Raw genomic sequence first — 26,266 nt, 5'->3', positions numbered from 1 at the left:
ACGGGCGCGGGAGGCCGGCGGTGAGCGGCGGCGCCACGCGCCGCGCGGCGCTGTTCGGCGGCTTCTGCCTGTGCTGCCTGCCGCGGCTCGGGCTGGCGGCGGAGACCCTGTCGATGGACGAGGTCGCACCGGGCATCTTCATCCGGCGGGGGCCGGACGCGGAGGCGACGCCGGAGAATGCCGACGGGATCGCCAATATCGGCTTCATCGTCGGGCGCGACGGGGTGCTCGTCACCGAATCGGGCGGCAGTCTCGCGGATGGGCAGTGGCTGCGCGCCGAGATCGCCCGGCGCACGGATAAGCCGATCCGCTTCGTCATGCTCACCCACGTCCATCCCGACCACGTGTTCGGCGCCGCCGCCTTCCGGGGCGACAACCCGACCTTCGTCGGCCACGCCGCCTTGCGCGGTGCGCTCGACGCCCGCGGCGCGTTCTACCGCCAGCGCCTCGCCGAGATCCTCGGAGAGGACAAGGCCGGGGAGGTGGTCACCCCGACCATGGAGGTGAAGGACGGGGCGGAGATCGACCTCGGCGGGCGCATCCTGCGGCTCACCGCCCACGGCACCGCGCACACCTCCTGCGACCTCTCCATGCTCGACACCGGCAGCGGCCTGCTGTTTCCCGCCGACCTGCTCTTCGTCGGCCGCATCCCCTCCCTCGACGGCAGCCTGCGCGGCTGGCTCGGAGAGATCGAGCGGCTCAAGGGAATGGGCGCGGCCAAGGCCGTGCCCGGCCACGGTCCGACCCTGGTCGATGCCGCACCCGCTTTTGCCGACCTCGCGCGTTACCTCTCCGCGCTGCGCGACGAGACCCGCAAGGCCGTGGCCGACAGCGTGCCCATCGAGAGCGCGGTGCGCACGGTGGCGCAGGGGGAGCGGGACAGGTGGGCCCTGTTCGACACTTACAACGGCCGCAACGTCACCCAGGCCTATCAAGAGCTCGAATGGGAATGACGGCCGTACGCTTCGGGGACTTCCGGGAAGGAGACCGACCATGAAACGCCTGATGCTCGCCCTCAGCCTCACCCTCTCGGCCGCGGCGCTCGCGCCGACGCACGTGATGGCCGGCGCCACCGATACCGACGAGGAGCGCGCCGCGCGCTGGAGCGAGATCAAGAAGACCATCTTCGGCGACCGGCAGGTCGAGGCGCGCGAGAGCGCCGTGACCATCGACGCGCCCGCCCGCGCGCTCGATGCCGCGCTGGTGCCGATCGGCCTGACGCTGGCCGACAAGGACAACGTGAAAGGCCTCTACTTCATCATCGACGACAACCCGTCGCCCTACGCGGCGCACTTCACCTTCGGCCCGGCCGCCGATCCCGGCGAGATCCGGCTGCGGGTGCGGGTGAACAACTACACCAACGTCCATGCGGTGGTGGAGACCAAGGACGGCCGGCTCCTCGAATCGGCCAAGTTCGTCAAGGCCTCGGGCGGCTGCTCGGCCCCGATGGGCATGAGCGACGAGGAGGCCATGAAGGGCATGGGCGAGATGCGCATGAAGTTCTCGGGCGAGCCGCAATCGGCCAAGCCGGTCGAGGCCACGCTGATGGTGCGCCACCCGAACTTCTCGGGAATGCAGATGAATCAGGTCACCCGCGACTACACGCCGGCCCGCTACATCGAGAAGCTTGCCGTGAGCCACGGCGACCAGCTCGTGTTCCAGCTCGCTGGCGACATCTCGATCGCCTCGAACCCGGTCATCAACTTCGCGATCAAGCCGGACGGCAAGGGGCCGGTGAAGGTGGCGGCCTCCGACAACCAGGGCGGACGCTGGGAGCAGACCTTCCCGCTTCCCTCGGCGAGCAACTGAGCCTCGTGCGGATGCGCCTCATCGCCAGAACCGCGGCGCTCGCCGCGCTGAGCCTGCTGCTCGGCGCGGCCGGCCCGGCCGATTCCCCGGTCAACGTGCCGGAGCCGGACGGGCTCTATACCGGGCCGCCCCGGGGCTACACGCCGGCAACCCTGAAGGGCGCGACCGTCATCGACCTGAAGGGCCTCGAACGGCTTCTGCCCGAAAAGCCGGTCCTCATCGACGTGGTGCTCGCCGACCGCCGTCCCGCGGGGCTGCCGGACGACCGGCCCTGGCTGCCGACGCACCGCTCCATCCCCGGCGCCGTCTGGATGCCGGGCGCCGGGGGCGCCCCGCTCCCGCCGGACCAGGGGGAGGCCTTCCTCCGCCGCGTCGCCGAGCTGACCGGCGGCGACACGTCCAAGCCGGTCGTGACCTTCTGCCGGCCGGAATGCTGGGGCAGCTGGAACGCGGGCAAGCGGCTGATCGCGGCGGGCTATACCCGCGTTCACTGGTTTCCCCTCGGTGTCGAGGGCTGGCAGGACGATCACGACACCGCGGTGGCCAAGCCCGATCCCGCCTGGGTCGCCGCGACCGCCGGGCGCGCGGCGCAGCGCTGAGGCTCTCTGTGACCGATGCCGCGAGGACGAGCCGATGACGACCCGCCGACAGGCCCTTCTCGCGATCGCGCTCCTGGCCGGCGCCTGGCCCGCTCCCGGGCAGGCCGCCGGCCCGGTCGCCTACGACGCGGCGGCCTTCGAGGCGGCGCAGGCGGCGGGGCGGCCGATCCTCGTGCAGATCTCGGCGCCCTGGTGCCCGATCTGCCGGGCGCAGAAGCCGATCCTCGCGACGCTTTCCGCCGAGCCGCGCTTCAAGGATCTGGCCGTCTTCACGATCGACTTCGACGCAGAGCGGGATCTCGTGCGCCGGTTCGGCGCGCAGATGCAGAGCACCCTGATCGCCTACAAGGGCCGGTCCGAGGTCGGCCGCTCCGTCGGCGAGACGCAGCCCGAGTGGATCGAGCAGCTTCTCGAAAAGACCCTCTGACGCGATTTTGCCATAATTTGCCCGACCCCTGCCAGCTCTTCGAAATTCCTGCAATCTCAAGTGCCTCCGGTCGAGGCTGAGCCATTGACAGAGTTCCGGATGTGGCGGAAAAACGGCGGACCCGGAGGCGGTTCGAAGTCTAGGGAGGAAACGCCCGAAAAGGGCAGGCGGGACGTTCCGATCGCACAGCGCCGACGATCCCGGCCGCCGCTCTCCGGCGGCCGTGGCGTGAGGAGCGCGGAGCGTCACCGCAGGAGCAGGCCAGGCCCCTCCGGGTTACACCTCTCCACGATCCAACGGATCGAGCCCACATGCCTCCTGCGGGACGGCGTGAACGGGCTTATAGAGGCCTCTCCGCACGATGCGCCCGGCCGGAGCCGGGCTCCAGGCAACGCCAGCCTTTTCGGGTCGCACCCCATGTCGCAGGTCGTTCAAACGCGCCGTCTGCAGGCGGTGGATCTGATCAAGCGCAAGGCGGAGGGGCGCAAGATCATCGCGCTGACTGCCTACCACGCCCATACGGCCGGCATCGTCGATGCCTATTGCGACTTCGTGCTGGTCGGCGACTCGCTCGGCATGGTCATGCACGGCATGGAATCGACTCTGCCGGTGACGCTGGAGATGATGATCCTCCAGGCCCAGGCGGTAATGCGCGGCACCCATCGCGCCCTCGTCGTCGTCGACATGCCGTTCGGCTCCTACGAGGCGAGCCGCGAGCAGGCCTTCCTCAACGCCGCCCGCGTGCTCAAGGAGACGGGGGCGGGCGCGGTCAAGCTGGAGGGCGGCGCGCGCTTCGCCGACACGGTCGCCTTCCTGACCGAGCGCGGCGTACCGGTGATGGGCCATATCGGGCTGACTCCTCAATCCGTGAACACCATGGGCGGCTTCAAGGTGCAGGGGCACGGGGCCGGCGACGAGGCGCGGCTGCGAGCCGACGCCCGGGCGATCAGCGATGCGGGCGCCTTCGCCATCGTCTTCGAGGGCATGGTCGAGCCGGTGGCGCGGGCCATCGCCACCGATCCGGCGATCCGGGCGGCGACCATCGGCATCGGCGCGACCGCGGCCTGCGACGGGCAGATCCTCGTGCTGGAGGACATGCTGGGCCTCAGCGACCGGGCGCCGAAATTCGTGAAGAGCTTCGGCTCCCTGCGCACGCAGATCGAGGAGGCCGTGCGCGCCTACGCCGACGAGGTCCGGGCCGGCCGCTTCCCGGCCGAGGAGCACACCTACCCACCGCGCTGACGCCGTCCGCGCCCCGCGGCTTGACGAAACCGCCCCCATCGGGCATTGACCGCGCCGGAATTCGGCCGGGGCTTCCCGGCCTTTTGCGTTTCGCCCGCGCTGGCGCCGCCACCCAAGCGAACCGCCCCGAACCCGCTACAGGAGCGCCGCCATGGCCAAGGCCGTAACCGTCAAGATCCGCCTCGTCTCGACCGCCGACACGGGCTACTTCTACGTCACCAAGAAGAACTCGCGCACGCAGACCGAGAAGATGGTCATGAAGAAGTATGACCCGGTCGCCCGCAAGCACGTCGAGTTCAAGGAAGCCAAGATCAAGTAAGCTCTCGCTTCCCTCGCTTCGAAGACGCGAAAGGCCGCCCCGGCAAACGGGGCGGCCTTTCGCGTTCCGGGGCACGGCGCCGCCGCGTGCCTCGCGCGATTTTGTCGGCGCGCCGATGCGCCGAGGTTACCTTCGCGCAAGCAGGATCGTGTAGGGGTAGAGGTATGAACGCCTCCGCCCCCCAACTTGTTCCCGCCGGCATCGGCCTGACGATCGCCTCCGCCGCCACGGTCCTGGAACGGGCCGGCTACGCGCACGCGATCGAGATGAGCCTCGGGGCCGCCCTGGCCGCCGCCATCCTCATGGGGCTGATGCGGGCCGCCCCCGCATGGTTCCAGACCGGTCGGCCCTGATTCGACCCCGATTCGGCCGCGGTCGCCCGCGCGCGTCAGGCGCGCTCGATCCGGGTCGAGAGCGTCCGCACTTTGAGGCGGGGCGAGAAGGGCAGTCCGATCAGCAGGCGGTCCCGGCGCACCACGTCGCCCGCCCGCGGCCGCGCGGCGCCGATGACGCTCTCGCCCCGTGCGGCGATCCGAACCGGGAGCGCGGCGTGCGCGCGTCGCATCCGGCCGAGCGCCATGTCGGGCCGGGCGGTGCCGACGAAGCGGTCGAGGGCGCGGATCCAGCCCTCCGCCGGGATGTCGCCGGGCTCCAGGCACAGCAGCCACTCGCGCCGCGCCGCCTTCGCTCCCGTGCTCCACGGGTCGGCGCCGGGCGGGCGCAGCACCAGCGTGGCGCCACTGCCCTCGGCCATGGTTTCCAGGGCGGAGCAGGGGGCTCCCGTCACGATCACGGCATCGCCCACGAGCCCTGCCGCCACGCCCGCGACGAGCGCGCTCAGCGTGTCGGCGAGGCATTCGACCGCGGCCGGGTCGGACGGGCGTGCCACGTGGATCAGACCGGTGATCATGCGGGGCGAATAACCGATTTTGCGTCTTCGCAAAGCTTTCGTTGCGCAGCTTGAGCCGCTTCCGGCACCGGATCGCGGGTGAAGCCCGCATCTGCATGAAACTTGTGCATTCCCCCTTCCTATGTTCGCTATTTGTTCTTATGATGGGGAGCAAACGGGGAGCGGCATGACGGCGGAGTTCGGTGCGGACAGGGCAGGCGGTCCGCCGCGTGGCCGGCGGGTCGCGCTCGAGGCGCGGCGCGGGCGCGGGGCGACCGTCAATCCCGAGGGACGCTTCGAGGCGACCCGGCGCGAGCGCTTCGACGACGGCTGGCCCGAGGAGGCGGAGCCGAGGCTACGCACCGAGGTGATCCCTGAGCAGGCACGCCACATCATCACCCGCAACGCCTCGCCGGACATTCCCTTCGACCGCTCGATCAATCCCTATCGCGGCTGCGAGCACGGCTGCATCTACTGCTTCGCCCGGCCGAACCACGGCTATGTCGGCCTCTCGCCGGGACTCGATTTCGAGACGCGCCTGTTCTCCAAGCCTGAGGCGGCGGCGCTTCTGGAGCGGGAATTGTCGGCCCCGGGCTACCGGCCCCGCACCATCGCGCTCGGCACCGCGACAGATCCCTATCAGCCGATCGAGCGCGGCCACCGCATCACCCGCGCCGTGCTGGAGGTGCTGGCCCGCTTCCGCCATCCCGTCGGCATCGTCACGAAGTCGAACCTGATCCTGCGCGACCGCGACCTCCTTGCGGAGATGGCGGCGCTGAACCTCGTGAAGGTGGCGATCTCGGTCACCACCCTCGATCCGGATCTCGCCCGGCGCATGGAACCCCGCGCGCCCCATCCGCACCGGCGCCTGGAGGCGATCCGCAGCTTGAGCGAGGCGGGCGTGCCGGTGATGGTGATCGCCGCGCCCGTCATCCCCTCGCTCAACGACCACGAGATCGAGGCGATCCTGGAGGCGTCGCGGGCGGCGGGTGCGCGCGAGGCGAACTACGTGCTGCTGCGCCTGCCCCACGAACTCGACGACCTCGTCGGCGACTGGTTCTCAGAGCATTATCCGGGGCGCAAGGAGCACGTCTTCTCCCTGCTGAGCGGGGCCCGCGGCGGCAAGACCTACGACGCCAGCTTCGGCACCCGCATGATCGGGCAGGGACCCTACGCCGACCTGATCCGCCGCCGCTTCGCCCTGGCCAAGCGGCGGCTCGGCTTTTCGGAGGAGCCGGTTCGCCAGACGGCGGAGCTTTTCCGTGTGCCGCCACGGGTGGGGGATCAGCTCGCGCTGTTCTGAAACCTCAGGCGGTCGGAGCGCCGCCGAGCACCCCGAAGCGTCCGGTAAAACTCACCCGGTGGTGCGGGCTGCGCCCCAGCGCCGAGAGGCCCGCGAGGTGGGCGGCCGTGCCGTAGCCGGCATTGCGCTCCCAGGCATAGGCCGGATGGCGCCGGGCGAGGCGGCGCATGACGTCGTCGCGCAGGGTCTTGGCGACGATGGAGGCGGCGGCGATCTGCGGCACGAGGCGGTCCCCGCCGATCACCGCGCGGCACGGCTGGGCAAGGCCGGGGATCGGGTCGCGCCCGTCCACGAGCACGTCCGTCTCGAGCCGCAGAGCCATCACGGCCCGGCGCATGGCGTCCAGGGTCGCGCCGCGTACGTTCATCCGGTCCACCAGCGCCCGGGAGCCCGCCGCGAGCGCCACCCGGGCATGGGCCCGGATCAGCGGTGTCAGCGCTTCGCGCGTCGGGCGGTCCAGGCGCTTGCTGTCGTCGAGCCGGGCCAGGAGTTCCGGCGGGAAGGCGAGGGGATCGAACCACACCGCCGCCACCATCACCGGCCCGCACAGGGCCCCGCGACCGACTTCGTCGCAGCCGATCACCGCCGGGTAGGTCGCGGCGCGGGCGGGATCGAAGGGACGCAGCGTCTTGGCGGGTTTCGCTGGAAGGGCCATGGCGCGGACCCTCGCATTCCCACGGCCGCCGGTCATCCCGGAACGGGGGAAAAGCCCGCGGACAAGGGTGCCTTAGGGAAAAATCAGCCCGGGCGGGGCAGCGGCGCGCCGCTCGGCCGCCCGGCCGTCCGGTGCATCGGCCCCAGCGCGTGGGCCTGGGCGATGTTGTCGTAGAACTGGCGCGCGCTCTCGGCCCAGGTGTAGCGCAGGGCCTCCGCCCGGCAGCGCTCCCGCGGGACGGCGAGGGCGGCCAGGGCGGCGGCGCGCAGGTCCGTGTCGAGGGCGCCCGCTCCGGTGCCGCCGATCACGTCGAGGGGGCCGGTGACGGGGAAGGCGGCCACCGGCAGGCCCGAGGCGAGGGCTTCGAGGAGCACGATGCCGAAGGTGTCGGTGAGGCTCGGGAAGACGAAGGCATCCGCGCTCGCGTAGACGCGCGCCAGCGCCTCGCCGGTGCGCGCGCCGAGGAAGTGCGCCTCGGGCGCCAGCGCCTGGAGCCGGGCCCGGTCCGGCCCGTCGCCGACCACGACCTTGGAGCCGGGCAGGTCGAGCGCGAGGAAGGCGGCGAGGTTCTTCTCCACCGCGAGCCGCCCCACCGAGAGGAAGATCGGGCGCGGCAGGTCCGCCAGGGCGCTTGCCAGGGCGTCGCCTTCACGAGGGCGGAAGAGTTCGGTGTCGACGCCCCGCGTCCAGCGCATCAGGCGGGGAAAGCCGCGCCCCGTGAGTTCCCGCTCCAGCGAGGGGGTGCTGACCATGGTGCCGCTGGCCGCCGCGTGGAAGCGGCGCAGCCAGGCATAGCTCCAGGCCTCCGGCACCGGCGCGCGGGCGGCGAGGTATTCGGGGAAGCGGGTGTGGTAGCTCGTGGTGAAGGCTTGGCCGAGGGAGAGGCAGGCGGCGCGCACCGCGTGCCCGATCGGTCCCTCCGTGGCGATATGCACGTGGGTCGGCGCCAGCCGGTCCCAGCGCGCCAGCACGCGGGCGCGGGTGACGAGCGAGAGCCGGATCTCCCGGTAGCCCGGCATCGGCAGGGAAGCGAAATCGGCCGGCGTCAGCATCAGCGGCTCGACGCCCAGGCCGGCGCCGGCCTCCACCATGCGCTCGATGGAGCGCACGACGCCGTTGACCTGCGGATGCCACGCATCGGTGGCGAGCAGCAGCCTCATGGATGGTCCGTGGGATGGTCCGTGGGAAAGTCCGTGGCTTGGCGCATGCGAGGGGATTTCGTCAGGCGACGGCGCGGCGGATGTCGGGCTCGAAGCTCTCCGCGGCGCGGCGCTCGCGCAGCATGGCGGGGTAGTGCAGCACCTCCATGCGGCCGTCGTAATGCTCGACGATGCCGGTGCAGGATTCCACCCAGTCGCCGGTGTTGAGGTAGGTCAGGCCGTCGATGTCGCGGTGGGCCGCGTGGTGGATGTGGCCGCAGATCACCCCGTCCGCTCCCTGGCGCCGGGCTTCCGTGGCGAGGAAGGTCTCGAACTGGCCGATGAAGTTGACCGCGTTCTTCACCTTGAGCTTCGCCCAGGCCGAGAGCGACCAATAGGCCAGCCCGAGGCGGCGGCGCACGCGGTTGACGACGGTGTTGACGGAGAGTGCCGTGGTGTAGGCCCAGTCGCCCAGATGCGCGAGCCACTTGGAATGGCGCACCACCATGTCGAACTGATCGCCGTGGATGACGAGGTAGCGCTTGCCGTCGGCCGCGACGTGGATGCGGCTGTCGGCGACCTCGACGCCGCCGAAGGTCATGCCGATGTAGTCGCGCAGGAACTCGTCGTGGTTGCCGGGCACGTAGACGACGTGGGCGCCTTTGCGCACCTTGCGCAGCAGCTTCTGCACCACGTCGTTGTGGGCCTGCGGCCAGTACCAGCCGGAGCGGAGCTGCCAGCCGTCGACGATGTCGCCGACGAGGTAGATCGTGTCGGCATCGACGTCGCGCAGGAAGTCGAGCAGCAGGGCGGCCTGACAGCCCTTGGTGCCGAGATGGAGATCGGACAGGAAGAGCGTCCGAACGCGGATGGTCGACTCCGGATCTTGTGTCACTTGCGCCTCCGGCTCCCTGCAACCGCATCGCGACGGGGGAGAGCCAAATCGCATTCCGATCTCAGTTTGATGACGGGGGCAGGAACCATCCTGCCGGCCTCCCGGCGCCGTGCCGGCACGCGCGTTCCGGTGGGGCGTGCCCGAAAACCTGCCGCCGCAGGGCCTGCCCGCGAGCCATGCATATGAAAATCTTTTTGTTTTTCAGTTCAGTTTTTTCCGTTTTCCATTCCCTGGCGGGGCAGGCATAACGGCGGCCAAGGTCTTGTGCCGCGCGTGTCGTCTGCTGCTCGGCAGCGCCCGACGGCGGCGCGAAAAGGGCCGCGACGAATGGGAGCGCTGAACAATCAGCGGGAGCGCGCTTGAATGCGGCGCGAAGCTGACGCATCGAGGGTTCGATCCTCTGGAGGCGACCGGCGTGTCTGCACGCGCCGCGACGCGAGCGGCGCGACGGCCGCTTCGCCGCTCCGGCATGGTCAACGATCCGACATCGCAGTGGTACGGTCCCGGACGGCGGGAGGCCTTTTCGCGTCCGGCGCCGGGGCTTGAGGACGTTTCGCGGCGGGCGCCAAGCCCGCCTTCAGGATCGGGCGGGAACGCGGCCACGAAGGCCCGGACGCCCAAGGCTTTTAAGTGGAGGAAATTGTCATGGCGGCAACGAGACGTCCGGGACGCAACCACCTGTTCGTTCCCGGCCCGACCAACATCCCGGATCGGGTGATGCGCGCCATGATGGTGCAGTCCGAGGATCACCGCTCGGTCGACTTCCCGTCGCTGACCAAGCCCCTGTTCGAGGACACTAAGAAGGTGTTCGGCTCGACCGAGGGCACGATCTTCCTGTTCCCGGCCTCCGGCACGGGCATCTGGGAATCGGCGCTGACCAACACGCTCGCCCGCGGCGACAAGGTGCTGACCTCGCGCTACGGCCAGTTCAGTCACCTCTGGATCGACATGGCCCAGCGCCTCGGCCTGGACGTGATCGTCCAGGAGGAGGAGTGGGGCACCGGCGCCAAGCCCGAGAAGATCGAGGAGGCCCTGCGCGCCGACAAGGATCATCAGATCAAGGCCGTCATGGTGGTCCATAACGAGACCGCGACCGGCGTGACCTCCAACATCGGCGCCGTGCGCAAGGCGATCGACGCCGCCGGCCACCCGGCCATGCTGTTCGTCGACGGCGTGTCCTCGATCGGCTCGCTGCCGTTCTACGCCGACGCGTGGAAGGTCGACTGCGCCATCGCCGGCTCCCAGAAGGGCCTGATGCTGCCCGCCGGCCTCGGCGTGATCTGCGTCAGCCAGAAGGCGCTCAAGGCCGCCGAAGGGCAGTCCGGCCGCAACGACCGGCTCGCCCGCGTCTACTTCGACTGGGAAGACCACAAGAAGCAGAATCCGGCCGGCTACTTCCCCTACACCCCGCCGCTGCCGCTCCTCTACGGCCTGCGCGAGGCCCTCGCCTGCCTGTTCGAGGAAGGCCTGGAGAACGTCTATCACCGCCACGCCGTGCTCGGCGAGGCGACCCGTCAGGCGGTCGCGGCCTGGGGCCTGAAGACCTGCGCCAAGTCGCCGGAGTGGAACTCCGACACCGTCACCGCCATCCTGGCGCCCGAGGGTGTGGACGCGGCCAAGATCATCAAGCACGCCTATGTGCGCTACAACCTCGCGCTGGGCGCCGGCCTGTCCCAGGTCGCGGGCAAGGTGTTCCGCATCGGCCACGTGGGTGATCTCAACGAGCTGTCGCTGCTCGGCGCGATCGCCGGTGCCGAGATGTCGCTCCTCGACAACGGCGTGAAGGTGACGCCGGGTTCGGGCGTGGCCGCGGCCTCCAGCTACCTGCGCGAAAACCCCCTCGCGAAAGCCTGATTTTTTGGCGGCGGCGCCGGTTCCAACGGCGCCGCTTCCGCTAAATAGAGAAAGGCGCCCCGCGACGCGTCCGGCTTGCCGGCTCTTCTCGCGGGAGACGCTTCGAGACAGGTGAGGAAACGGGGCCGGCGCCGGTGCCTCGCGAAACGCCCGACCCCTGATCGTTCTCGCTCCGGCGACGACGGGGCCGCGGGAGGTTCGCGAGAGACACGATCGTCCGCCGGTCGATCCGGAAGGGGTCCAGAATGACAAAGAAAGTCGTCTTCCTCGATCGCGAGTCGCTCGACGCGACCGTGCGCGAATTCAACTTCCCGCACGAGTACAAGGAATACGAGTCGACCTGGACGCCGGAGGAGATCGTCGAGCGCCTCCAGGGCGCCGAGATCGCGCTGATCAACAAGGTGCCGATGCGCGCCGACACGCTGAAACAGCTTCCCGACCTGAAGCTGATTGCGGTGGCCGCCACCGGCACGGACGTCGTCGACAAGGCCGCCGCCAAAGCGCAGGGCATCACGGTCGTCAACATCCGCAACTACGCCTTCAACACCGTGCCAGAGCACGTGGTCGGCCTGATGTTCGCCCTGCGTCGCGCGATCGTCCCCTACGCCAACTCGGTGCGCCGGGGCGATTGGAACAAGTCGAAGCAGTTCTGCTACTTCGACTACCCGATCTACGACATCGCCGGCTCGACGCTCGGCATCATTGGCTACGGCGCACTCGGCAAGTCGATTGCCAAGCGGGCGGAGGCGCTGGGCATGAAGGTGCTGGCCTACGACGTGTTCCCGCAGGACGGGCTCGTGGATCTCGAGACGATCCTGACCCAGTCCGACGTCATCACCCTGCACGTGCCGCTGACCCCCGACACCCGGAACATGATCGGGGCCGAGCAGCTCAAGAAGATGAAGCCCTCGGCGATCCTCATCAACACGGCCCGCGGCGGGCTCGTGGACGAGGCGGCCCTGCTCCAGGCGCTCAAGGACGGCACCATCGGCGGCGCCGGCTTCGACGTGGTGGCCCAGGAGCCCCCGAAGGACGGCAACATCCTGTGCGACGCCGATCTGCCGAATCTGATCGTCACGCCCCACGTGGCCTGGGCGAGCAAGGAGGCGATGCAGATCCTCGCCGACCAGCTCGTGGACAACGTCGAGGCCTTTGTGGCGGGCAAGCCGCAGAACGTCGTCGAGGCGTAGCCTGCAAGGCATCCCACTCGAATCCCTCATCCTGAGGGGCCGCGCCGCGGCCTCGAAGGATCCTCCAGTTCCCACCGCGATTCCTGGAAGACCCTTCGAGGCCTCCGCTTTGCTTCGGCACCTCAGGATGAGGAAGAGAATGGGACGTCCGCCCGCCTAGCTTCAGCGTTGAGAGCCGCTGCTCGGGCAAACGGCCTCGTTCAATTCTCAAAAAACGCGCCGTGCGCTCATCCGCGCGGCCAACAACCGGCCAGAGGAACCATGTCCAAGAAGCTGCTCTTCCAGTTCGACACCGATGCCACGCCGAGCGTCTTCGACGTCGTCGTCGGCTACGACGGCGGTGCCGACCACATCACCGGCTACGGCAACGTCACGCCCGACAATGTCGGCGCCTATGTCGACGGCACGATCTACACCCGCGGCGGCAAGGAGAAGCAGTCGACGGCGATCTTCGTCGGCGGCGGCGACATGGCGGCCGGCGAGCGGGTGTTCCAGGCTGTGAAGAAGCGCTTCTTCGGCCCGTTCCGCGTGTCCTGCATGCTGGACTCGAACGGCTCCAACACCACCGCCGCGGCGGGCGTGGCGCTCGTCGTCAAGGCGGCGGGCGGCTCGGTGACGGGCAAGAAGGCCGTGGTGCTCGCGGGCACCGGCCCGGTCGGGATGCGCTCCGCCGCGCTCCTCGCCCTCGAAGGGGCCGAGGTCGTGCTGTGCGGGCGCAAGCTCGACAAGGCGCAGGCCGCGGCCGATTCCGTCAACAAGCGCTTCAAGGTCAACGTCACCGCGGCCGAGACCGCGGACGACGCCTCGCGCGCCGAAGTGGTGAAGGGCGCCCATTTCGTCTTCACCGCCGGCGCGATCGGCCTCGAACTGCTGCCGCAGGCGGCGTGGCAGAACGAGAGTTCGATCGAAATCGTGGCCGACTACAACGCTCAGCCGCCGCTCGGCATCGGCGGCATCGAGGCGACCGACAAGGGCAAGGAGTACGGCGGGAAGCGCGCCTTCGGTGCGCTCGGCATCGGCGGCCTGAAGCTCAAGCTGCACCGCGCCTGCATCGCCAAGCTGTTCGAGTCGAGCGAAGGCGTCTTCGACGCCGAGGAGATCTACAAGCTGGCCAAGGAAATGGCCTGACGGATCACGGACGATCCGGGCGGCGCTGGTCTCGCGCCGGCGTCGCCCATGCCAATCAACAAGAACCGACAGGGCAGGGAAGCCATGGCCGCGAACGAGACGATCGAAACCTTCCTCGACGGTCTGGCGAGTTCGGCCCCGACCCCCGGCGGCGGCGGGGCTGCCGCGATCTCCGGCGCCATGGGCGCGGCCCTCGTGTCGATGGTCTGCAACCTCACCATCGGCAAGAAGAAGTACGTCGAGGTCGAGGCCGACCTGAAGCAGGTGCTGGAGAAGTCGGAAGGCCTGCGCCGGACGCTGACCGGCATGATCGCCGACGACGTGGAAGCCTTCGACGCGGTGATGGGTGCCTACGGGCTGCCCAAGACCACCGACGAGGAGAAGGCCGCCCGCGCCGCCAGGATCCAGGAGGCGCTCAAGACCGCGACCGACGTGCCGCTCGCCTGCTGCCGCGTCTGCCGTGAGGTGATCGATCTGGCCGAGATCGTCGCCGAGAAGGGCAATCTCAACGTCATCTCCGATGCCGGCGTCGCCGTGCTTTCGGCCTATGCCGGCCTGCGCTCGGCCGCGCTGAACGTCTACGTCAACGCCAAGGGGCTGGACGACCGCGCCTTCGCCGAGGAGCGGCTGAAGGAGTTGGAGGGCCTGCTGGCTGAGGCCGGTGCGATCAACGAGCGGGTCTACGAGACGGTGAAGGCCAAGGTGAACTGAGGTTTCGGACGGTCCGTGCCTCTGGCCGTCATCGCGAGCGAATGCGAAGCGATCCAGGGGCGCGCCTTGTCCGGATGGTGCGAAGCCCTGGATTGCTTCGGCTCCGCCTCGCTAGGGCGGTGAGCGGATATCCGCAATCCAACCCTGTCCCTCATCCTGAGGTGCCGCGAAGCGGCCTCGAAGGATCCTCCAGGGATCGCGCGGCTGCTGGAAGATCCTTCGAGGCCGACGCTTCGCGTCGGCACCTCAGGATGAGGAGGCGGATGGGACGAGCGTTGCTCTGTCCTGCACCCACACCGCACGATCGTCAGTTTAGAAGCCTGCTAAGTCTCTGATGGGCAAGCAAACTAAAGCACTACAAAAGAAAAAATTGAGAGCTGACCCGCTTCCCGAAAAGTAATTTTTCCGCGAAGGTTGGCCCAACGAAAAAAGCAGGAAACGCGAAGGAGGTCTCGATGGACGTTCACGAGTACCAAGCCAAGGAGCTGCTCGCGAGCTTCGGAGTCGCCGTCCCGAAGGGCGCCGTGGCCTTCAGCCCGGATCAGGCGGTCTACGCCGCGACCGAGCTCGGCGGCTCGTTCTGGGCGGTGAAGGCCCAGATCCATGCCGGCGCGCGCGGCAAGGCGGGCGGGATCAAGCTCTGCCGCACCTACAACGAGGTGCGCGACGCCGCCCGTGACCTCCTCGGCAAGCGCCTCGTCACCCTCCAGACCGGACCGGACGGCAAGCCGGTCCAGCGCGTCTACGTCGAGACCGCCGACCCGTTCGAGCGCGAACTCTATCTCGGCTACGTCCTCGACCGGAAAGCCGAGCGGGTACGGGTCATCGCCAGCCAGCGCGGCGGCATGGATATCGAGGAGATCGCGGCCAAGGAGCCGGAGGCGCTGATCCAGGTGGTGGTCGAGCCGGCCGTCGGCCTGCAGCAGTTCCAGGCCCGCGAGATCGCGTTCCAATTGGGCCTGAACATCAAGCAGGTCTCGGCCGCGGTGAAGACCATCATGAACGCCTACCGGGCGTTCCGAGACTGCGACGGCACCATGCTGGAGATCAACCCGCTCGTCGTGACCAAGGACGACCGGGTGCTGGCGCTCGACGCCAAGATGTCCTTCGACGACAACGCCCTGTTCCGCCGTCGCAACATCGCGGACATGCACGACCCGTCGCAAGGCGATCCCCGCGAGGCCCAGGCCGCCGAGCACAATCTCAGCTATATCGGCCTCGAGGGCGAGATCGGCTGCATCGTCAACGGTGCGGGCTTGGCCATGGCGACCATGGACATGATCAAGCACGCGGGCGGTGAGCCGGCGAACTTTTTGGATGTCGGCGGCGGTGCCTCGCCCGACCGCGTCGCCACGGCGTTCCGCCTCGTCCTCTCGGACCGCAACGTGAAGGCGATCCTCGTCAACATCTTCGCCGGCATCAACCGCTGCGACTGGGTCGCGGAGGGTGTGGTGAAGGCCGCGCGCGAGGTGAAGATCGACGTGCCGCTGGTGGTGCGGCTCGCCGGCACGAACGTGGAGGAGGGCAAGAAGATCCTCGCCGAGAGCGGGCTCGACCTCATCACCGCCGACACCCTCACGGAAGCCGCGCGCAAGGCCGTCGAAGCCTGCCACGGCGCCAAGCACTGACGAGAGAGGGAGGAATCACGCCATGAGCATTCTCATCGACGAGAAGACCCCGATCCTCGTTCAGGGTATCACGGGCGACAAGGGCACCTTCCACGCCAAGGAGATGATCGCCTACGGCTCGAACGTCGTCGGCGGCGTCACCCCGGGCAAGGGCGGCAAGACCCATTGCGGCGTGCCGGTGTTCAACACCGTCAAGGAGGCCGTGGCCGCCACCGGCGCCACCACCTCGATCACCTTCGTGGCGCCCCCCTTCGCGGCGGACGCGATCATGGAGGCGGCCGATGCCGGCCTCAAGCTCGTCTGCTCGATCACCGACGGCATTCCCGCTCAGGACATGATGCGGGTGAAGCGCTACCTCCGGCGCTATCCGAAGGAGAAGCGCACGATGGTGGTGGGCCCGAACTGTGCGGGCATCATCTCGCCCGGCAAGTCGATGCTCGGCATCATGCCCGGCCACATCTACCTGCCCGGCAAGGTCGGCGTGATCTCGCGCTCCGGTACGCTGGGCTACGAGGCCGCCGCGCAGATGAAGGAACTCGGTATCGGCATCTCGACCTCCGTCGGCATCGGCGGCGATCCGATCAACGGCTCCTCCTTCCTCGACCATCTCGCCCTGTTCGAGCAGGACCCGGAGACGGAAGCCGTGCTGATGATCGGTGAGATCGGCGGTCCGCAGGAGGCCGAGGCCTCGGCCTGGATCAAGGAGAACTTTTCCAAGCCCGTGATCGGCTTCGTGGCCGGCCTCACCGCCCCCAAGGGCCGCCGCATGGGGCATGCCGGCGCGATCATCTCGGCGACCGGCGATAGCGCCGCGGAGAAGGCCGAGATCATGCGCTCCTACGGCCTGACCGTGGCGCCCGATCCGGGCTCCTTCGGCAGCACCGTGGCCGACGTGCTCGCCCGCGCGGCGTAATCGCGCTGTCCCCTCTTCCGAGCGGGGAGGGGGCTTCGGGGTGGTGCGAACGGCACCGCCTCACCTGACTTGAACGACCCGCCCCTCCTCGTTTCAGGCCTTGCGCTCAGGAGGAGGGGCCTCGTGGATCGGAGTGATCCACCGTCCCGCAGGCCTGCCCACGGGAGTCCGGAAAAAGAACCTCGCCAGGGGGGATCTCATGACCAAGACGCTGCACGCCCGGCCGTCAGCCGCGACCGACTCGACCTTCGCGCCGCCGGTCATCACCGGCACGGCCACCGAGGACGCCCTCGACATCCTGTTCCACGCCCTGCTCGACGTAGCCCGCCGCCACGATCCCGAGCTGGAGGACGTGCTGCACGGGCGCGCCGACATTTCCTCCTTCACGCCGGAGATGCTGGCCCGTGCGCTGCAGGTGCAGGGCATCTGGTTCCAGCTCGTCTCGATCGCCGAGCAGAACGCGGCCATGCGCCGCCGCCGCCACGTCGAGCGCGACCAGGGCCGCGAGGCGCTGAACGGCTCCTTCGCCAAGGTTCTGGCAGAGGCCTCCGCCCGGGGCATCGGCCCGGGGCAGATCCACGCGCTGCTGAAAGACCTGCGCATCCGCCCGACGATCACCGCGCATCCCACCGAGGGCAAGCGCGTCACCGTGCTGGAGAAGCTGCGCCGCATCTACCTCGTGCTGCGCGAGCTCGAACTGCCGCGCTGGACCGAGCGCGAGCGCAACGGCCTGATGAACGAGCTGCGCGACCAGATCGAGCTCATCTGGATGACCGGCGAATTGCATCTGGAGAAGGCCACCGTCGAGCGCGAGGTCGCCTGGGGCCTGCACTTCTTCGACGAGACCCTGTTCGAGATGCTGCCCGAGGTGATGGTCTCGCTCGAGGAGAGCCTCGCCCAGTACTATCCCGACGAGACCTTTGAGGTGCCGCCCTTCTTCCAGTTCGGAAGCTGGATCGGCGGCGACCGCGACGGCAATCCCTACGTCACCGCCAGCGTCACCCGCGAGACGCTTCAGCGCAACGCGCTGGCGAGCTTGCGCCGCTACCGCGACGGCATCACCCATCTCGGCCGTGTGCTCTCGATCACGGAGCGCTCGCTGCCGGTGCCCGAGACCTTCGGCCGCGAACTCGCCCACATGCTCGCCGAATCCGGCGACGCGCGGGCGATCGCCAACCGCAATCCCGGCGAGGCCTACCGCCAGTTCCTCTCCTGCGTGCTGCGCAAGCTCGAGGCGACGATCGCCCGCAACAAGGGCGTCCGCTCGGTCGGGCCCGACTATCCGAGCGCGGATGGGCTCATCAACGACCTGCGCACCCTCGAGAAGGGGCTGGCCGACGCCAAGTGCGGCGCGCTCGCCACCGACATCGTGCGCCCGGTGCGGCGGATGGTCGAGATTTTTCGGTTCTCGACCGTCCGCTTGGATTTGCGTGAAAATTCGACGCGCACGACCAAGACGCTGCACGCCTTGTGGAAGCTCCGCAACGGCGACCGCGAGCCGCCGGAATTGGATTCGCCCGTCTGGAAGGAGTGGCTGCTCACCGAACTCGCCCGGCCGCGCGCGCCCGAATCCTCGTTCGAGGATTTCGCCGACCGCCTGCCCGACGACGCGCGCGAGACGCTGGCCACCTTCGCCCTGGTGGGCGAGATGCGCGACACCCTCGACCGCGAGGCCTTCGGCGCCTTCATCCTGTCGATGACCCGCTCCACCGTCGACGTGCTCGGCGCCTACTTGCTCGCCAAGGAGGCCGGCATCTTCCTCGACGCGACGGGCACCGAGATCTGCCCGCTGCCGATCGTGCCGCTGTTCGAGACCATCGACGACCTGCGCGCCGCGCCGGCCATCATGAAGGAACTGCTCGGCATCCCCGTGGTGCGCCGCTCCACCCGTTGGCAGGGCGGGGTGCAGGAGGTGATGATCGGCTATTCCGACTCCAACAAGGACGGCGGCTTCATCGCCTCGAACTGGGAGCTCTACAAGGCGCAGGTGCGGCTGACGACGCTCGGCAACCATCTCGGCGTGCCGATCGCCTTCTTCCACGGGCGCGGCGGCTCGGTCAGCCGCGGCGGCGTGCCGACCCATCGCGGGATCAGTGCCCAGCCGCCGGGCTCGATCCAGGGCCGCTTCCGCATCACCGAGCAGGGCGAGGTCGTCTCGTTCAAATACGCCAACCGGGGCACCGCCGCCTACCAGATGGAGCTGCTCGCGGCCTCGGTCTTCGAACACGCCCTTCTCTCGGAGGGGAACGGCAACGGCAACATTAACGGCTCTCGCGCCGAACTCGACGATGCGCTGGAGGCGCTCTCCGGCGCCTCGCGGGCGGCCTACGTCAACCTGCTCCAGGCCGAGGGTCTCGTCGATTACTTCCAGGCGGCGAGCCCGCTCGACGAGATTTCGCTGCTCAACATCGGCTCGCGGCCCGCGCGCCGCTTCGGCGCCAAGTCGCTCTCGGATCTGCGCGCGATCCCCTGGGTGTTCGCGTGGGCGCAGAACCGGCACGTCGTCACCGGCTGGTACGGCGTCGGATCGGGCCTGAAAAGCTTCATCGACGTGCGCGGCGAGCCCGGCGAAGCCCTCCTCCGGCGCATGTTTCGGGATTGCCGGGTCTTCCGCCTCGTCCTCGACGAGGTCGAGAAGACGCTGATGATGGTCGATCTGGAAATCGCCCGCGACTATGCCGGCCTCGTCGAGGACGAGGGCATCCGCGCCCGCATCTTCGGCATGATCGAGCGGGAATATGCCCTGACCCGGGAGATGGTGCTGCGGGTCTCCGGCGACGGCGAACTCGCCCAGCGCTTCCCGCAATTCCGGGAGCGCCTGGAGGGCCGCCTGCCGACCATCAACCAAGTCAGCCGCGAGCAGGTCGAGCTGCTGCGCCGCTACCGCAGCGAATCCGACGAGGACAAGCGCGAGGCGGTGAAGTCCGCCCTGCTGCTCTCGATCAACTGCATCGCCGTCGGCTTCGGCGCGACTGGATAATGCATACAATCTCGGCGACGTGTTCCGGAACCGGCTGGACGGCCGGCCCGGGCGCGCGAGATAGAACATCGTCTCGAATGGCCGTCGCCGGCTTTCGGAAAAGGACGATGCTTTTCAAGCGCGGCACGCGCCATCGCGTGACCGCGCTCACGACAAGACGGTCTCACAGAACGGAGGACTCCCGATGAGCTTCACCCTGATCCAGCAGGCCACCCCGCGCCTGCACCGCTCGGAACTCGCGGTTCCCGGCTCCAACCCGACCTTCATGGAGAAGTCGGCCGCCTCGAAGGCCGACGTGATCTTCCTCGACCTTGAGGACGCGGTCGCCCCCGACGACAAGGAGCAGGCCCGCAAGAACATCATCCAGGCCCTGAACGAGATCGATTGGGGCAACAAGACCATGATGATCCGCATCAACGGTCTCGACACCCACTACATGTACCGCGACGTGGTCGACATCGTGGAGGCTTGCCCGCGCCTCGACATGATCCTGATCCCCAAGGTCGGCGTGCCGCAGGACGTCTACGCCATCGACGTGCTCGTCACCCAGATCGAGCAGGCCAAGAAGCGCGAGAAGAAGCTCGGCTTCGAGGTGCTGATCGAGACGGCGCTCGGCATGGCCAACGTCGAGGCGATCGCCCAGTCGTCCAAGCGTTTGGAGGCGATGTCCTTCGGCGTGGCCGACTACGCCGCCTCCTGCCGCACCCGCTCCACCGTGATCGGCGGCGTCAACGAGGACTACTCGGTGCTCACCGACAAGGACGAGGCCGGCAACCGCCAGACGCACTGGCAGGACCCGTGGCTGTTCGCCCAGCAGCGCATGCTGGTGGCCTGCCGCGCCTACGGCCTGCGCCCGATCGACGGCCCGTTCGGCGATTTCTCGGATCAGGACGGCTACATCTCGGCTGCCCGCCGCTGCGCCGCCGCCGGCTACGAGGGCAAGTGGGCGATCCACCCCTCGCAGATCGAACTCGCCAACGACGTATTCACGCCCTCCGAGAAGGAGGTCGAGAAGGCCCGCCGCATCCTCCAGGCCATGGAAGAAGCCGCCAAGGCCGGTCGCGGCGCGGTGGCCCTCGACGGCCGCCTCATCGACATCGCCTCGATCCGCATGGCCGAGGCGCTGATCCAGAAGGCCGACGCGATGGGCGGGAAGTGATCGCGTTCCGCAGGTAGAACGGAGGATGGCCGGGTTCGCCCGGCCATTTTCTTTCGGCCTATCGCCCCAGAGCCGGCCATTGCTGTCGCATGGCAGCGGCTCGTGCGATGGGAAGAGCCGGATCAGCGCCCCGCCGGCTTCACGCCGCCCGCACCGCCGCGATCGCTTCGATCTCGATCATCGCCGCCGGATCGTAGAGCGCCTTCACCTCCGCGATCGTGTCGGCGGGGTAGGGAGCCGAGAAGAACCTGCGGCGCAGTTCGACCACATCGGGGAAGTGACCCATGTCGGTCACGAAGATCGTCACCTTGACGACGTCCCTCAGGCTCGACCCGCCGGCTTCCAGGGCGCGGCGCAGGTTGGCGAAGGCTTGTTCGCCCTGGGCCCGGAAGCCGCCCGCGACGATCCGGCCATCGTCGCCCGCGCCCGCCTGACCGGAGATGAAGAGCAGGTTGCCGTAGCGGATGCCCTGCGAGAGCAGGAAGGGCGCGTAGTTGTCGGGTTCGGTGACCACTTGTTCCAGCATCGTCCTGCTCCTTCCTGGTTTCGAATGGCATTCGGTCCGCCGCACGCGGGCTCGCGTTTCGGAGCGCCTCGCGAAACTCCCGGTCTCTGACCGTTCTCGTTCCGGCGATGACGGCGCAGCGGGTGTTTTGCGAGGGACACTCAGGCGGCCAACTCGCTCGGCTTGATGTTGGCGATCGGCCCGAGGAGGGCGGGATCGAACGCGGCCACGTCCCGCGCGGTGCGGATGCGGTCGGGGAAATCCGGATTGGCGAGCGCCCCCTTGCCGAGGGCCACGAGGTCGGCCCCGGCCTCCATGGTCTGCCGCGCCCTCGCCGGGTCGTGAAGGCCGCCATTTGCGATCAGGCGCACCTTCGGCGCGAAGCGCCGCGCGAGGCCGACGAGGCTGTCGGAGCCGCCCTCGAAGGCGGGCTTCCAGGCCTCGTGCTCGGTCACGTGGATGGCGTCGACGCCCGCATCCGCGAGCGAGCCGAAGATGGTCTCGGCGTCCCGCTCGCCCCCGGCCCATTTGTGGGCGAGGTCGTTGACCTTGCCCTGCGAAATCCGGACGCCGACCGGCACCCGCCCGCCGACCTTCGCCCGCACCGCGCCGACCACCGCCAGCAGGAACGCGACGCGCCGGGACGCATCGCCGCCCCAGCGGTCGGTGCGCCGGTTGCTGTACTCCGTCAGGAACTGGTCGATGAGGTAGCCGTTCGCGCCGTGAATCTCGATGCCGTCGAAGCCGGCGTCGCCGACGGCCCGGCCGGCCGCGTCGGCGAAGCCCTGGACGGCGTCGGCGATGGCCCTCTCCGTCATGGCGCGCGGCGTCGGATAGGCGCCCTGTCCGTCGTAGAACGCCATCTGCTGGCCCCGGGGCTGGGCCGCCGAGGGGCCGAGGGTGTCGTCGCGGAAGCGGTTGCCCTGGCTGATCGCGCCCGCATGCATCAGCTGCGCGACGATACGCGCTCCGTGGCGGTGGGCGGCCTCCACGACCGGGCGCCACGCGCGCGCCTGCGCCGCGTCGGTGAGGCCGGGCTGATGCCGGTAGCCCTGGGCGAACGTCCGATCGGTGTAGACGCCCTCGGTGATCAGGAGGCCGAAGCCGCCGCGGGCGAAGCGCTCGTAGTAGCGCGCCATCTCCGCCGTCGCGGACCCGTCCTCGGTCGCGCTGACCCGGGTCATCGGCGCGACCGCGAAGCGGTTGCGCAACGCGACGCCGTTTATATCGATGGGCGTGAAAAAGCTGTCGTGGCTCGTGCTCATCTCGGACTCCGCCTCAGCGCTTGCCTGCCGGTCCATGGGGACGGGAGGTCTGCCCGCCTGCTGGGTTCGCATAGGACCGAGGTAGCGGCCGCGACCCCGGCGCGGTAGCGGGGCTGGACGATAAGGATCTTATCGCCTCATGATATGACGATGGACCTGTCCGACGTCGCCCTGTTCTGCTCGATCGTCACGACCGGCAGTCTGTCGGCCGCCGGGCGGCTGTCGGGACATTCGCCGATGGCGGTCAGTCGCCGCCTCGCCGCATTGGAGGCGGAACTCGGCGTCCGCCTCCTGCATCGCACGACCCGAGCGGTCGCCCTGACCACGGACGGCGAGACCTTCCTCCCGTTCGCGAGAGCGATGCTCGAAGCGCGGGAGGCCGCGGCGGCGGCGTTCGTCGAGCGCCACGAAGGCTTGAGCGGCGTCCTGCGCGTCACGGCGCCCAACCGGATCGGGCGGGCACTCGTCGTGCCGCTTGGCGTTCGCTTGATGGCCGAGAACCCGTTGCTGCAGGTGGATCTGACCTTCAGCGACAGCATCGTGGACATCGTCGCCTCGGGGATCGATGTCGCGTTGCGCGTGGCCACCCTGCAGACATCGGACCTCGTCGCCGTCCGGTTGGCCGACAACCCGCGCATTCTCTGCGCCGCCCCGAGCTATCTTGCCGCCCGCGGAAGCCCGCAGCGGCTCGCCGACATCGATGGTCACGCCTGCCTGACGCTGCACGCGATGGATGCGTGGCCGTTCAGCCGAGACGGGCGGCCCTTCACCAAGCGGGTCGACGGTCGTCTGGCGGCCAACAGCGTCGACGCCGTGCGCGAAGCCTGCCTCGCCGGTGCCGGCCTCGCCCTGCTGACCTATTGGGACGTGGCTCAGGACCTCGCCGACGGGACCCTGGTCGCACTGGACCTGACCGATACCGAACCCGAACTGCTGGCGATCTGGGCCGTCCTCCCGACGCGGCAGCACCTTCCGGCACGGGTGCGCCGCTTCCTCGATGCGCTGAAGGCGGAGTTGAGCGCCGCCCCGGCCGTCTCCGCCGAGGCTGCCAGATCGGATGCCCGGTGAAAGCGAGGAATGCCGCGTGCGGCCGTCGCCATTCGCCGATCCGCCGCTACTTCCGTCGCCGGGCCTCGGCCCGCTCGATGTTCCCCCTCCCGAGAGGCGCGCATGACCGCTTTCGACGCCGACCTGCGGAGCCTCGCGGCTCAGACGACTCTCTCACGGCGCACCGTGATCGCAACGAGTCTCGCCACGGGCTTCGCGCTCGCCGTGCAGCCCGTCGCGGCCCAGACCACCCTCACCACGGACACGAACGGCCTGATCGCCGGCGAGGTGAAGATTCCGACGCAGGACGGCGAGATCCCGGCCTACCGGGCCATGCCCGCCGAGGGCGGCCCCTTTCCGACGATCCTCGTCGTGCAGGAAATCTTCGGCGTCCACGAGCACATCAAGGATGTGTGCCGCCGTCTGGCCAAGCTCGGCTACTTCGCCCTGGCGCCCGAGCTCTACGCCCGGCAGGGCGACGTCTCGACGTTGACCAATATCCAGCAGATCGTCAGCGAGGTCGTCTCCAAGGTGCCCGACGCGCAGGTCATGAGCGACCTCGACGCGGCGGTCGCCTTCGCCAAGGGCACGGGCAAGGCCGACACGGGCCGCCTCGGGATCACCGGCTTCTGCTGGGGCGGGCGCATCACTTGGCTCTATGCCGCGCACAATCCGGGCGTGAAGGCGGGCGTGGCGTGGTACGGGCGGCTCGTGGGCGACAGCTCGGCCCTGACGCCGAAGCACCCGGTCGATGTCGCCGCCGACCTCAAGGCGCCGGTGCTCGGCCTCTACGGGGGCGCCGATCAAGGCATTCCGGTCGCCACGATCGACCGGATGAAGGAGGCCTGCCGGGGCGCCGGCAAGACCTGCGATTTCGTCGTCTATCCGGAGGCGCCGCACGCCTTCCATGCCGATTACCGTCCGAGCTACCGCGCGGAGCCGGCGCAGGACGGCTGGAAGCGGCTGCAGGACTGGTTCCGGCAGCACGGCGTCGCCTGAACCCGCCTCACTTCTCGTACTTGATGTAGGCGAAGCGCGGATCGGTCGGCGTCCCTTCGAGGGCGCCGCCCTCCGCGCCCGGCTGCCAGCCCACGACCTCCTCGATCTTCTTTGCCAGCAAAAAATCCTTCTCGGTGATGCCCTTGGCGGCATGGTTCATCAGCCGCACCTCAACCCAGGCGTAGGAGGCGGTGAGATCGGGATGGTGCCATGCGGCTTCGGCCAGATGGCCCACCGTGTTGATGACCATCAGCGTGCTCTTCCACGAGGCGGTCTTGTAGGTCCGCCGGATCCAGCCGTCCTCCAGCCGCCAAGCGGGCAGCTCCTCCTTGAGCCGCCGCTCGACCGTCGCGTCGTCGAGGACGCTCTCGCGTGCTTGGGTCATCGTCACCTCCCGTTGCGTGGGGCGAAGCCTGCTTCGGGACAGGCGGCGGCGCAAGCGGGGATCGGCGCGGGTACAGGCCCGTGTGTCGCAGTGGAGGTGCCGTCGGCGGCGGTGGACGGAGCCGGAGCGATTCCCTATTAAAAATTTCAACAGAAACGCCGGCCTTCGAAGAAGACGGACGGTCTCAGAAGAGTGAGGGAACGCCCATGCTGTCACGGCGCGCCGTGCTCGCGACCGCGGCGCTGTCGCTCGCGGCGGCTCTGCCGACGGTCCGTCCGGCCCGGGCCGCGGGCGAGACCTTCCGGCTCGGCGTCCTGCCCTTCGGCACCGCCTCCTGGGAGGCCGCGATCATCAAGGAGCGGCGCCTCGACGAGGCCAACGGCTTCAGCCTGGAACCCGTCAAGCTCGCCGGCAACGACGCCGCGCGCATCGCCTTCCTCGGGGGGCAGGTCGACGCCATCGTCGGCGACCTGATCTTCGCCGCCCGCCTCGGCAACGAGGGACGGGGCGTGCGCTTCTCGCCCTACTCCACCATGGAGGGGGCGCTGATGGTGCCCGCCGACAGCCCGATCAAGGATCTGAAGGGGCTCGCGGGCAAGCGCCTCGGCGTCGCGGGCGGCGCGCTCGACAAGAACTGGATCCTGTTGCAGGCCCAGGCCCGGGAGACCGCCGGGCTCGAACTCGCTTCCGCCGCGCAGATCGCCTACGGCGCGCCGCCGCTTCTGGCGCAGAAGCTCGAGACCGGCGAACTCGACGCATCCCTCCTCTACTGGCAGTTCTGCGCCCGCCTCGAAGCCAAGGGCTTCAAGCGGCTGATCTCGGCCGACGACGTGATGCGGGCCTTCGGCGCCCGCGGGCCCGTCTCGCTGATCGGCTATCTCTACGACGGGCGCATCGTCGCGGATCGGGGCGAGGTGGTGCGGGGCTTTGCCCGGGCGTCGGTTGCCGCCAAGGACGCCCTGGCGAACGAGCCCCAGCTCTGGGAGAGCGTGCGCCCCCTCATGGCGGCGGACGACGAGGCGACCTTCACGGCGCTCAAGCGCGACTTCCTCGCCGGCATCCCGCGCCGGGCGATCGCCGCGGAGCGCGCCGACGGCGAGCGCATCTACGCCGCGCTGGTCCGGTTCGGGGGCGAAAAGCTGCTCGGACCCGGCCGGAACCTGCCGACCGACCTCTATCTCGACGCCTCGGGCAACGGGTGAGCACCGGCCGCGTGATGCCGGTC

The 26,266-nt window shown here is 69.2% G+C and carries 27 protein-coding genes; 20 read left to right on the top strand and 7 right to left on the bottom strand.

Annotation, left to right across the window (positions count from 1 at the left end):
* The first annotated feature begins 20 nt into the window (after positions 1–20).
* The 7 genes from ACPCJR_RS11160 to ACPCJR_RS11130 all read left to right on the top strand — a co-directional run bounded on the left by ACPCJR_RS11160 (position 21) and on the right by ACPCJR_RS11130 (position 4,749).
* On the top strand, positions 21–953 hold the full coding sequence (locus ACPCJR_RS11160; RefSeq protein ID WP_391512237.1) for a quinoprotein relay system zinc metallohydrolase 2: 933 nt from the start codon (positions 21–23) through the stop codon (positions 951–953).
* A gap of 40 nt (positions 954–993) precedes the next feature.
* Positions 994–1,809, top strand: a complete 816-nt coding sequence (locus ACPCJR_RS11155) for a quinoprotein dehydrogenase-associated SoxYZ-like carrier (protein ID WP_391512238.1) — start codon at positions 994–996, stop codon at positions 1,807–1,809.
* A gap of 11 nt (positions 1,810–1,820) precedes the next feature.
* Positions 1,821–2,408, top strand: coding sequence for a rhodanese-like domain-containing protein (locus tag ACPCJR_RS11150; RefSeq protein ID WP_391512239.1), 588 nt, complete (start codon positions 1,821–1,823; stop codon positions 2,406–2,408).
* Positions 2,409–2,442: 34 nt separating this feature from the next.
* On the top strand, positions 2,443–2,835 hold the full coding sequence (locus ACPCJR_RS11145; RefSeq protein ID WP_391512240.1) for a thioredoxin family protein: 393 nt from the start codon (positions 2,443–2,445) through the stop codon (positions 2,833–2,835).
* 417 nt (positions 2,836–3,252) lie between these two features.
* Complete coding sequence (gene panB, locus ACPCJR_RS11140) at positions 3,253–4,077, top strand: 3-methyl-2-oxobutanoate hydroxymethyltransferase (RefSeq protein ID WP_391512241.1); 825 nt, start codon at positions 3,253–3,255, stop codon at positions 4,075–4,077.
* Positions 4,078–4,228: 151 nt separating this feature from the next.
* Positions 4,229–4,396 (top strand): 50S ribosomal protein L33, encoded by a 168-nt coding sequence (gene rpmG / locus ACPCJR_RS11135; protein ID WP_003602581.1) that lies wholly within the window; start codon positions 4,229–4,231, stop codon positions 4,394–4,396.
* Between the two features lie 164 nt (positions 4,397–4,560).
* On the top strand, positions 4,561–4,749 hold the full coding sequence (locus tag ACPCJR_RS11130) for a hypothetical protein (protein WP_391512242.1): 189 nt from the start codon (positions 4,561–4,563) through the stop codon (positions 4,747–4,749).
* Positions 4,750–4,784: 35 nt separating this feature from the next.
* On the opposite strand, the gene ACPCJR_RS11125 is transcribed toward ACPCJR_RS11130, so the two are convergent.
* Positions 4,785–5,306 (bottom strand): hypothetical protein, encoded by a 522-nt coding sequence (locus ACPCJR_RS11125; RefSeq protein WP_391512243.1) that lies wholly within the window; start codon positions 5,304–5,306, stop codon positions 4,785–4,787.
* A 166-nt stretch (positions 5,307–5,472) separates the two neighbouring features.
* Here ACPCJR_RS11125 and ACPCJR_RS11120 point away from each other — a divergent pair, with 166 nt between their 5' ends.
* Positions 5,473–6,588 (top strand): PA0069 family radical SAM protein, encoded by a 1,116-nt coding sequence (locus tag ACPCJR_RS11120; protein WP_391512244.1) that lies wholly within the window; start codon positions 5,473–5,475, stop codon positions 6,586–6,588.
* A 4-nt stretch (positions 6,589–6,592) separates the two neighbouring features.
* Here ACPCJR_RS11120 and ACPCJR_RS11115 read toward each other — a convergent pair whose 3' ends face one another.
* The 3 genes from ACPCJR_RS11115 to ACPCJR_RS11105 form a co-directional block, all read right to left on the bottom strand.
* Entirely contained in the window at positions 6,593–7,243 is a 651-nt protein-coding gene (locus ACPCJR_RS11115; RefSeq protein WP_391512245.1) for a ribonuclease HII, read from the bottom strand.
* 83 nt (positions 7,244–7,326) lie between these two features.
* A complete protein-coding gene (locus ACPCJR_RS11110) occupies positions 7,327–8,403 on the bottom strand; it encodes a glycosyltransferase family 4 protein (RefSeq protein WP_391512246.1) in 1,077 nt (358 codons plus the stop codon).
* 61 nt (positions 8,404–8,464) lie between these two features.
* Positions 8,465–9,277: a UDP-2,3-diacylglucosamine diphosphatase gene (locus ACPCJR_RS11105; protein WP_391512247.1), complete on the bottom strand. Its 813-nt coding sequence runs from the start codon at positions 9,275–9,277 to the stop codon at positions 8,465–8,467.
* Positions 9,278–9,413: 136 nt separating this feature from the next.
* Between ACPCJR_RS11105 and ACPCJR_RS11100 the strand changes: the two genes are divergently transcribed.
* The 9 genes from ACPCJR_RS11100 (at position 9,414) to ACPCJR_RS11060 (ending at position 20,840) form a co-directional block, all read left to right on the top strand.
* The gene (locus ACPCJR_RS11100) at positions 9,414–9,617 is read left to right on the top strand and encodes a hypothetical protein (RefSeq protein WP_391512248.1); all 204 of its coding nucleotides are present in this window, start codon (positions 9,414–9,416) and stop codon (positions 9,615–9,617) included.
* A 305-nt stretch (positions 9,618–9,922) separates the two neighbouring features.
* Positions 9,923–11,131 (top strand): aminotransferase class V-fold PLP-dependent enzyme, encoded by a 1,209-nt coding sequence (locus ACPCJR_RS11095; RefSeq protein ID WP_391512249.1) that lies wholly within the window; start codon positions 9,923–9,925, stop codon positions 11,129–11,131.
* A 245-nt stretch (positions 11,132–11,376) separates the two neighbouring features.
* Positions 11,377–12,321, top strand: a complete 945-nt coding sequence (locus ACPCJR_RS11090; protein ID WP_391512250.1) for a D-2-hydroxyacid dehydrogenase — start codon at positions 11,377–11,379, stop codon at positions 12,319–12,321.
* 261 nt (positions 12,322–12,582) lie between these two features.
* Positions 12,583–13,449, top strand: a complete 867-nt coding sequence (locus ACPCJR_RS11085; RefSeq protein WP_391512251.1) for an NADP-dependent methylenetetrahydromethanopterin/methylenetetrahydrofolate dehydrogenase — start codon at positions 12,583–12,585, stop codon at positions 13,447–13,449.
* A gap of 84 nt (positions 13,450–13,533) precedes the next feature.
* The gene (fchA, locus tag ACPCJR_RS11080; RefSeq protein ID WP_391512252.1) at positions 13,534–14,160 is read left to right on the top strand and encodes a methenyltetrahydrofolate cyclohydrolase; all 627 of its coding nucleotides are present in this window, start codon (positions 13,534–13,536) and stop codon (positions 14,158–14,160) included.
* Between the two features lie 455 nt (positions 14,161–14,615).
* Positions 14,616–15,788, top strand: a complete 1,173-nt coding sequence (locus tag ACPCJR_RS11075) for a malate--CoA ligase subunit beta (protein WP_391512253.1) — start codon at positions 14,616–14,618, stop codon at positions 15,786–15,788.
* Between the two features lie 22 nt (positions 15,789–15,810).
* Complete coding sequence (gene sucD, locus ACPCJR_RS11070; RefSeq protein WP_110350282.1) at positions 15,811–16,701, top strand: succinate--CoA ligase subunit alpha; 891 nt, start codon at positions 15,811–15,813, stop codon at positions 16,699–16,701.
* Between the two features lie 199 nt (positions 16,702–16,900).
* Positions 16,901–19,681 carry a phosphoenolpyruvate carboxylase gene (locus ACPCJR_RS11065; RefSeq protein WP_391512254.1) on the top strand — a complete coding sequence of 927 codons (2,781 nt, stop codon included), beginning with the start codon at positions 16,901–16,903 and terminating at the stop codon, positions 19,679–19,681.
* Positions 19,682–19,865: 184 nt separating this feature from the next.
* Positions 19,866–20,840, top strand: coding sequence for an HpcH/HpaI aldolase/citrate lyase family protein (locus tag ACPCJR_RS11060; RefSeq protein ID WP_391512255.1), 975 nt, complete (start codon positions 19,866–19,868; stop codon positions 20,838–20,840).
* Positions 20,841–20,979: 139 nt separating this feature from the next.
* Here ACPCJR_RS11060 and ACPCJR_RS11055 read toward each other — a convergent pair whose 3' ends face one another.
* Both ACPCJR_RS11055 and ACPCJR_RS11050 read right to left on the bottom strand, forming a co-directional pair.
* The gene (locus ACPCJR_RS11055) at positions 20,980–21,366 is read right to left on the bottom strand and encodes a RidA family protein (RefSeq protein ID WP_391512256.1); all 387 of its coding nucleotides are present in this window, start codon (positions 21,364–21,366) and stop codon (positions 20,980–20,982) included.
* 140 nt (positions 21,367–21,506) lie between these two features.
* Positions 21,507–22,610, bottom strand: a complete 1,104-nt coding sequence (locus tag ACPCJR_RS11050; protein ID WP_391512257.1) for an NADH:flavin oxidoreductase — start codon at positions 22,608–22,610, stop codon at positions 21,507–21,509.
* A 150-nt stretch (positions 22,611–22,760) separates the two neighbouring features.
* On the opposite strand from ACPCJR_RS11050, the gene ACPCJR_RS11045 reads away from it, so the two are divergent.
* Together ACPCJR_RS11045 and ACPCJR_RS11040 are read left to right on the top strand one after the other, a co-directional pair.
* Positions 22,761–23,678, top strand: a complete 918-nt coding sequence (locus ACPCJR_RS11045; RefSeq protein ID WP_391512258.1) for a LysR family transcriptional regulator — start codon at positions 22,761–22,763, stop codon at positions 23,676–23,678.
* 102 nt (positions 23,679–23,780) lie between these two features.
* Positions 23,781–24,656 carry a dienelactone hydrolase family protein gene (locus tag ACPCJR_RS11040; protein WP_391512259.1) on the top strand — a complete coding sequence of 292 codons (876 nt, stop codon included), beginning with the start codon at positions 23,781–23,783 and terminating at the stop codon, positions 24,654–24,656.
* Between the two features lie 7 nt (positions 24,657–24,663).
* Here ACPCJR_RS11040 and ACPCJR_RS11035 read toward each other — a convergent pair whose 3' ends face one another.
* On the bottom strand, positions 24,664–25,041 hold the full coding sequence (locus ACPCJR_RS11035) for a 4a-hydroxytetrahydrobiopterin dehydratase (protein ID WP_391512260.1): 378 nt from the start codon (positions 25,039–25,041) through the stop codon (positions 24,664–24,666).
* A 206-nt stretch (positions 25,042–25,247) separates the two neighbouring features.
* Here ACPCJR_RS11035 and ACPCJR_RS11030 point away from each other — a divergent pair, with 206 nt between their 5' ends.
* Entirely contained in the window at positions 25,248–26,243 is a 996-nt protein-coding gene (locus ACPCJR_RS11030) for an ABC transporter substrate-binding protein (RefSeq protein WP_391512261.1), read from the top strand.
* The last annotated feature ends 23 nt before the right edge of the window (positions 26,244–26,266 follow it).

It is taken from the genome of Methylobacterium sp. NPDC097929 (assembly GCF_049543375.1).
Classification (GTDB): Bacteria; Pseudomonadota; Alphaproteobacteria; order Rhizobiales; family Beijerinckiaceae; genus Methylobacterium.
This window is presented reverse-complemented; position numbering and strand designations above follow the sequence as displayed.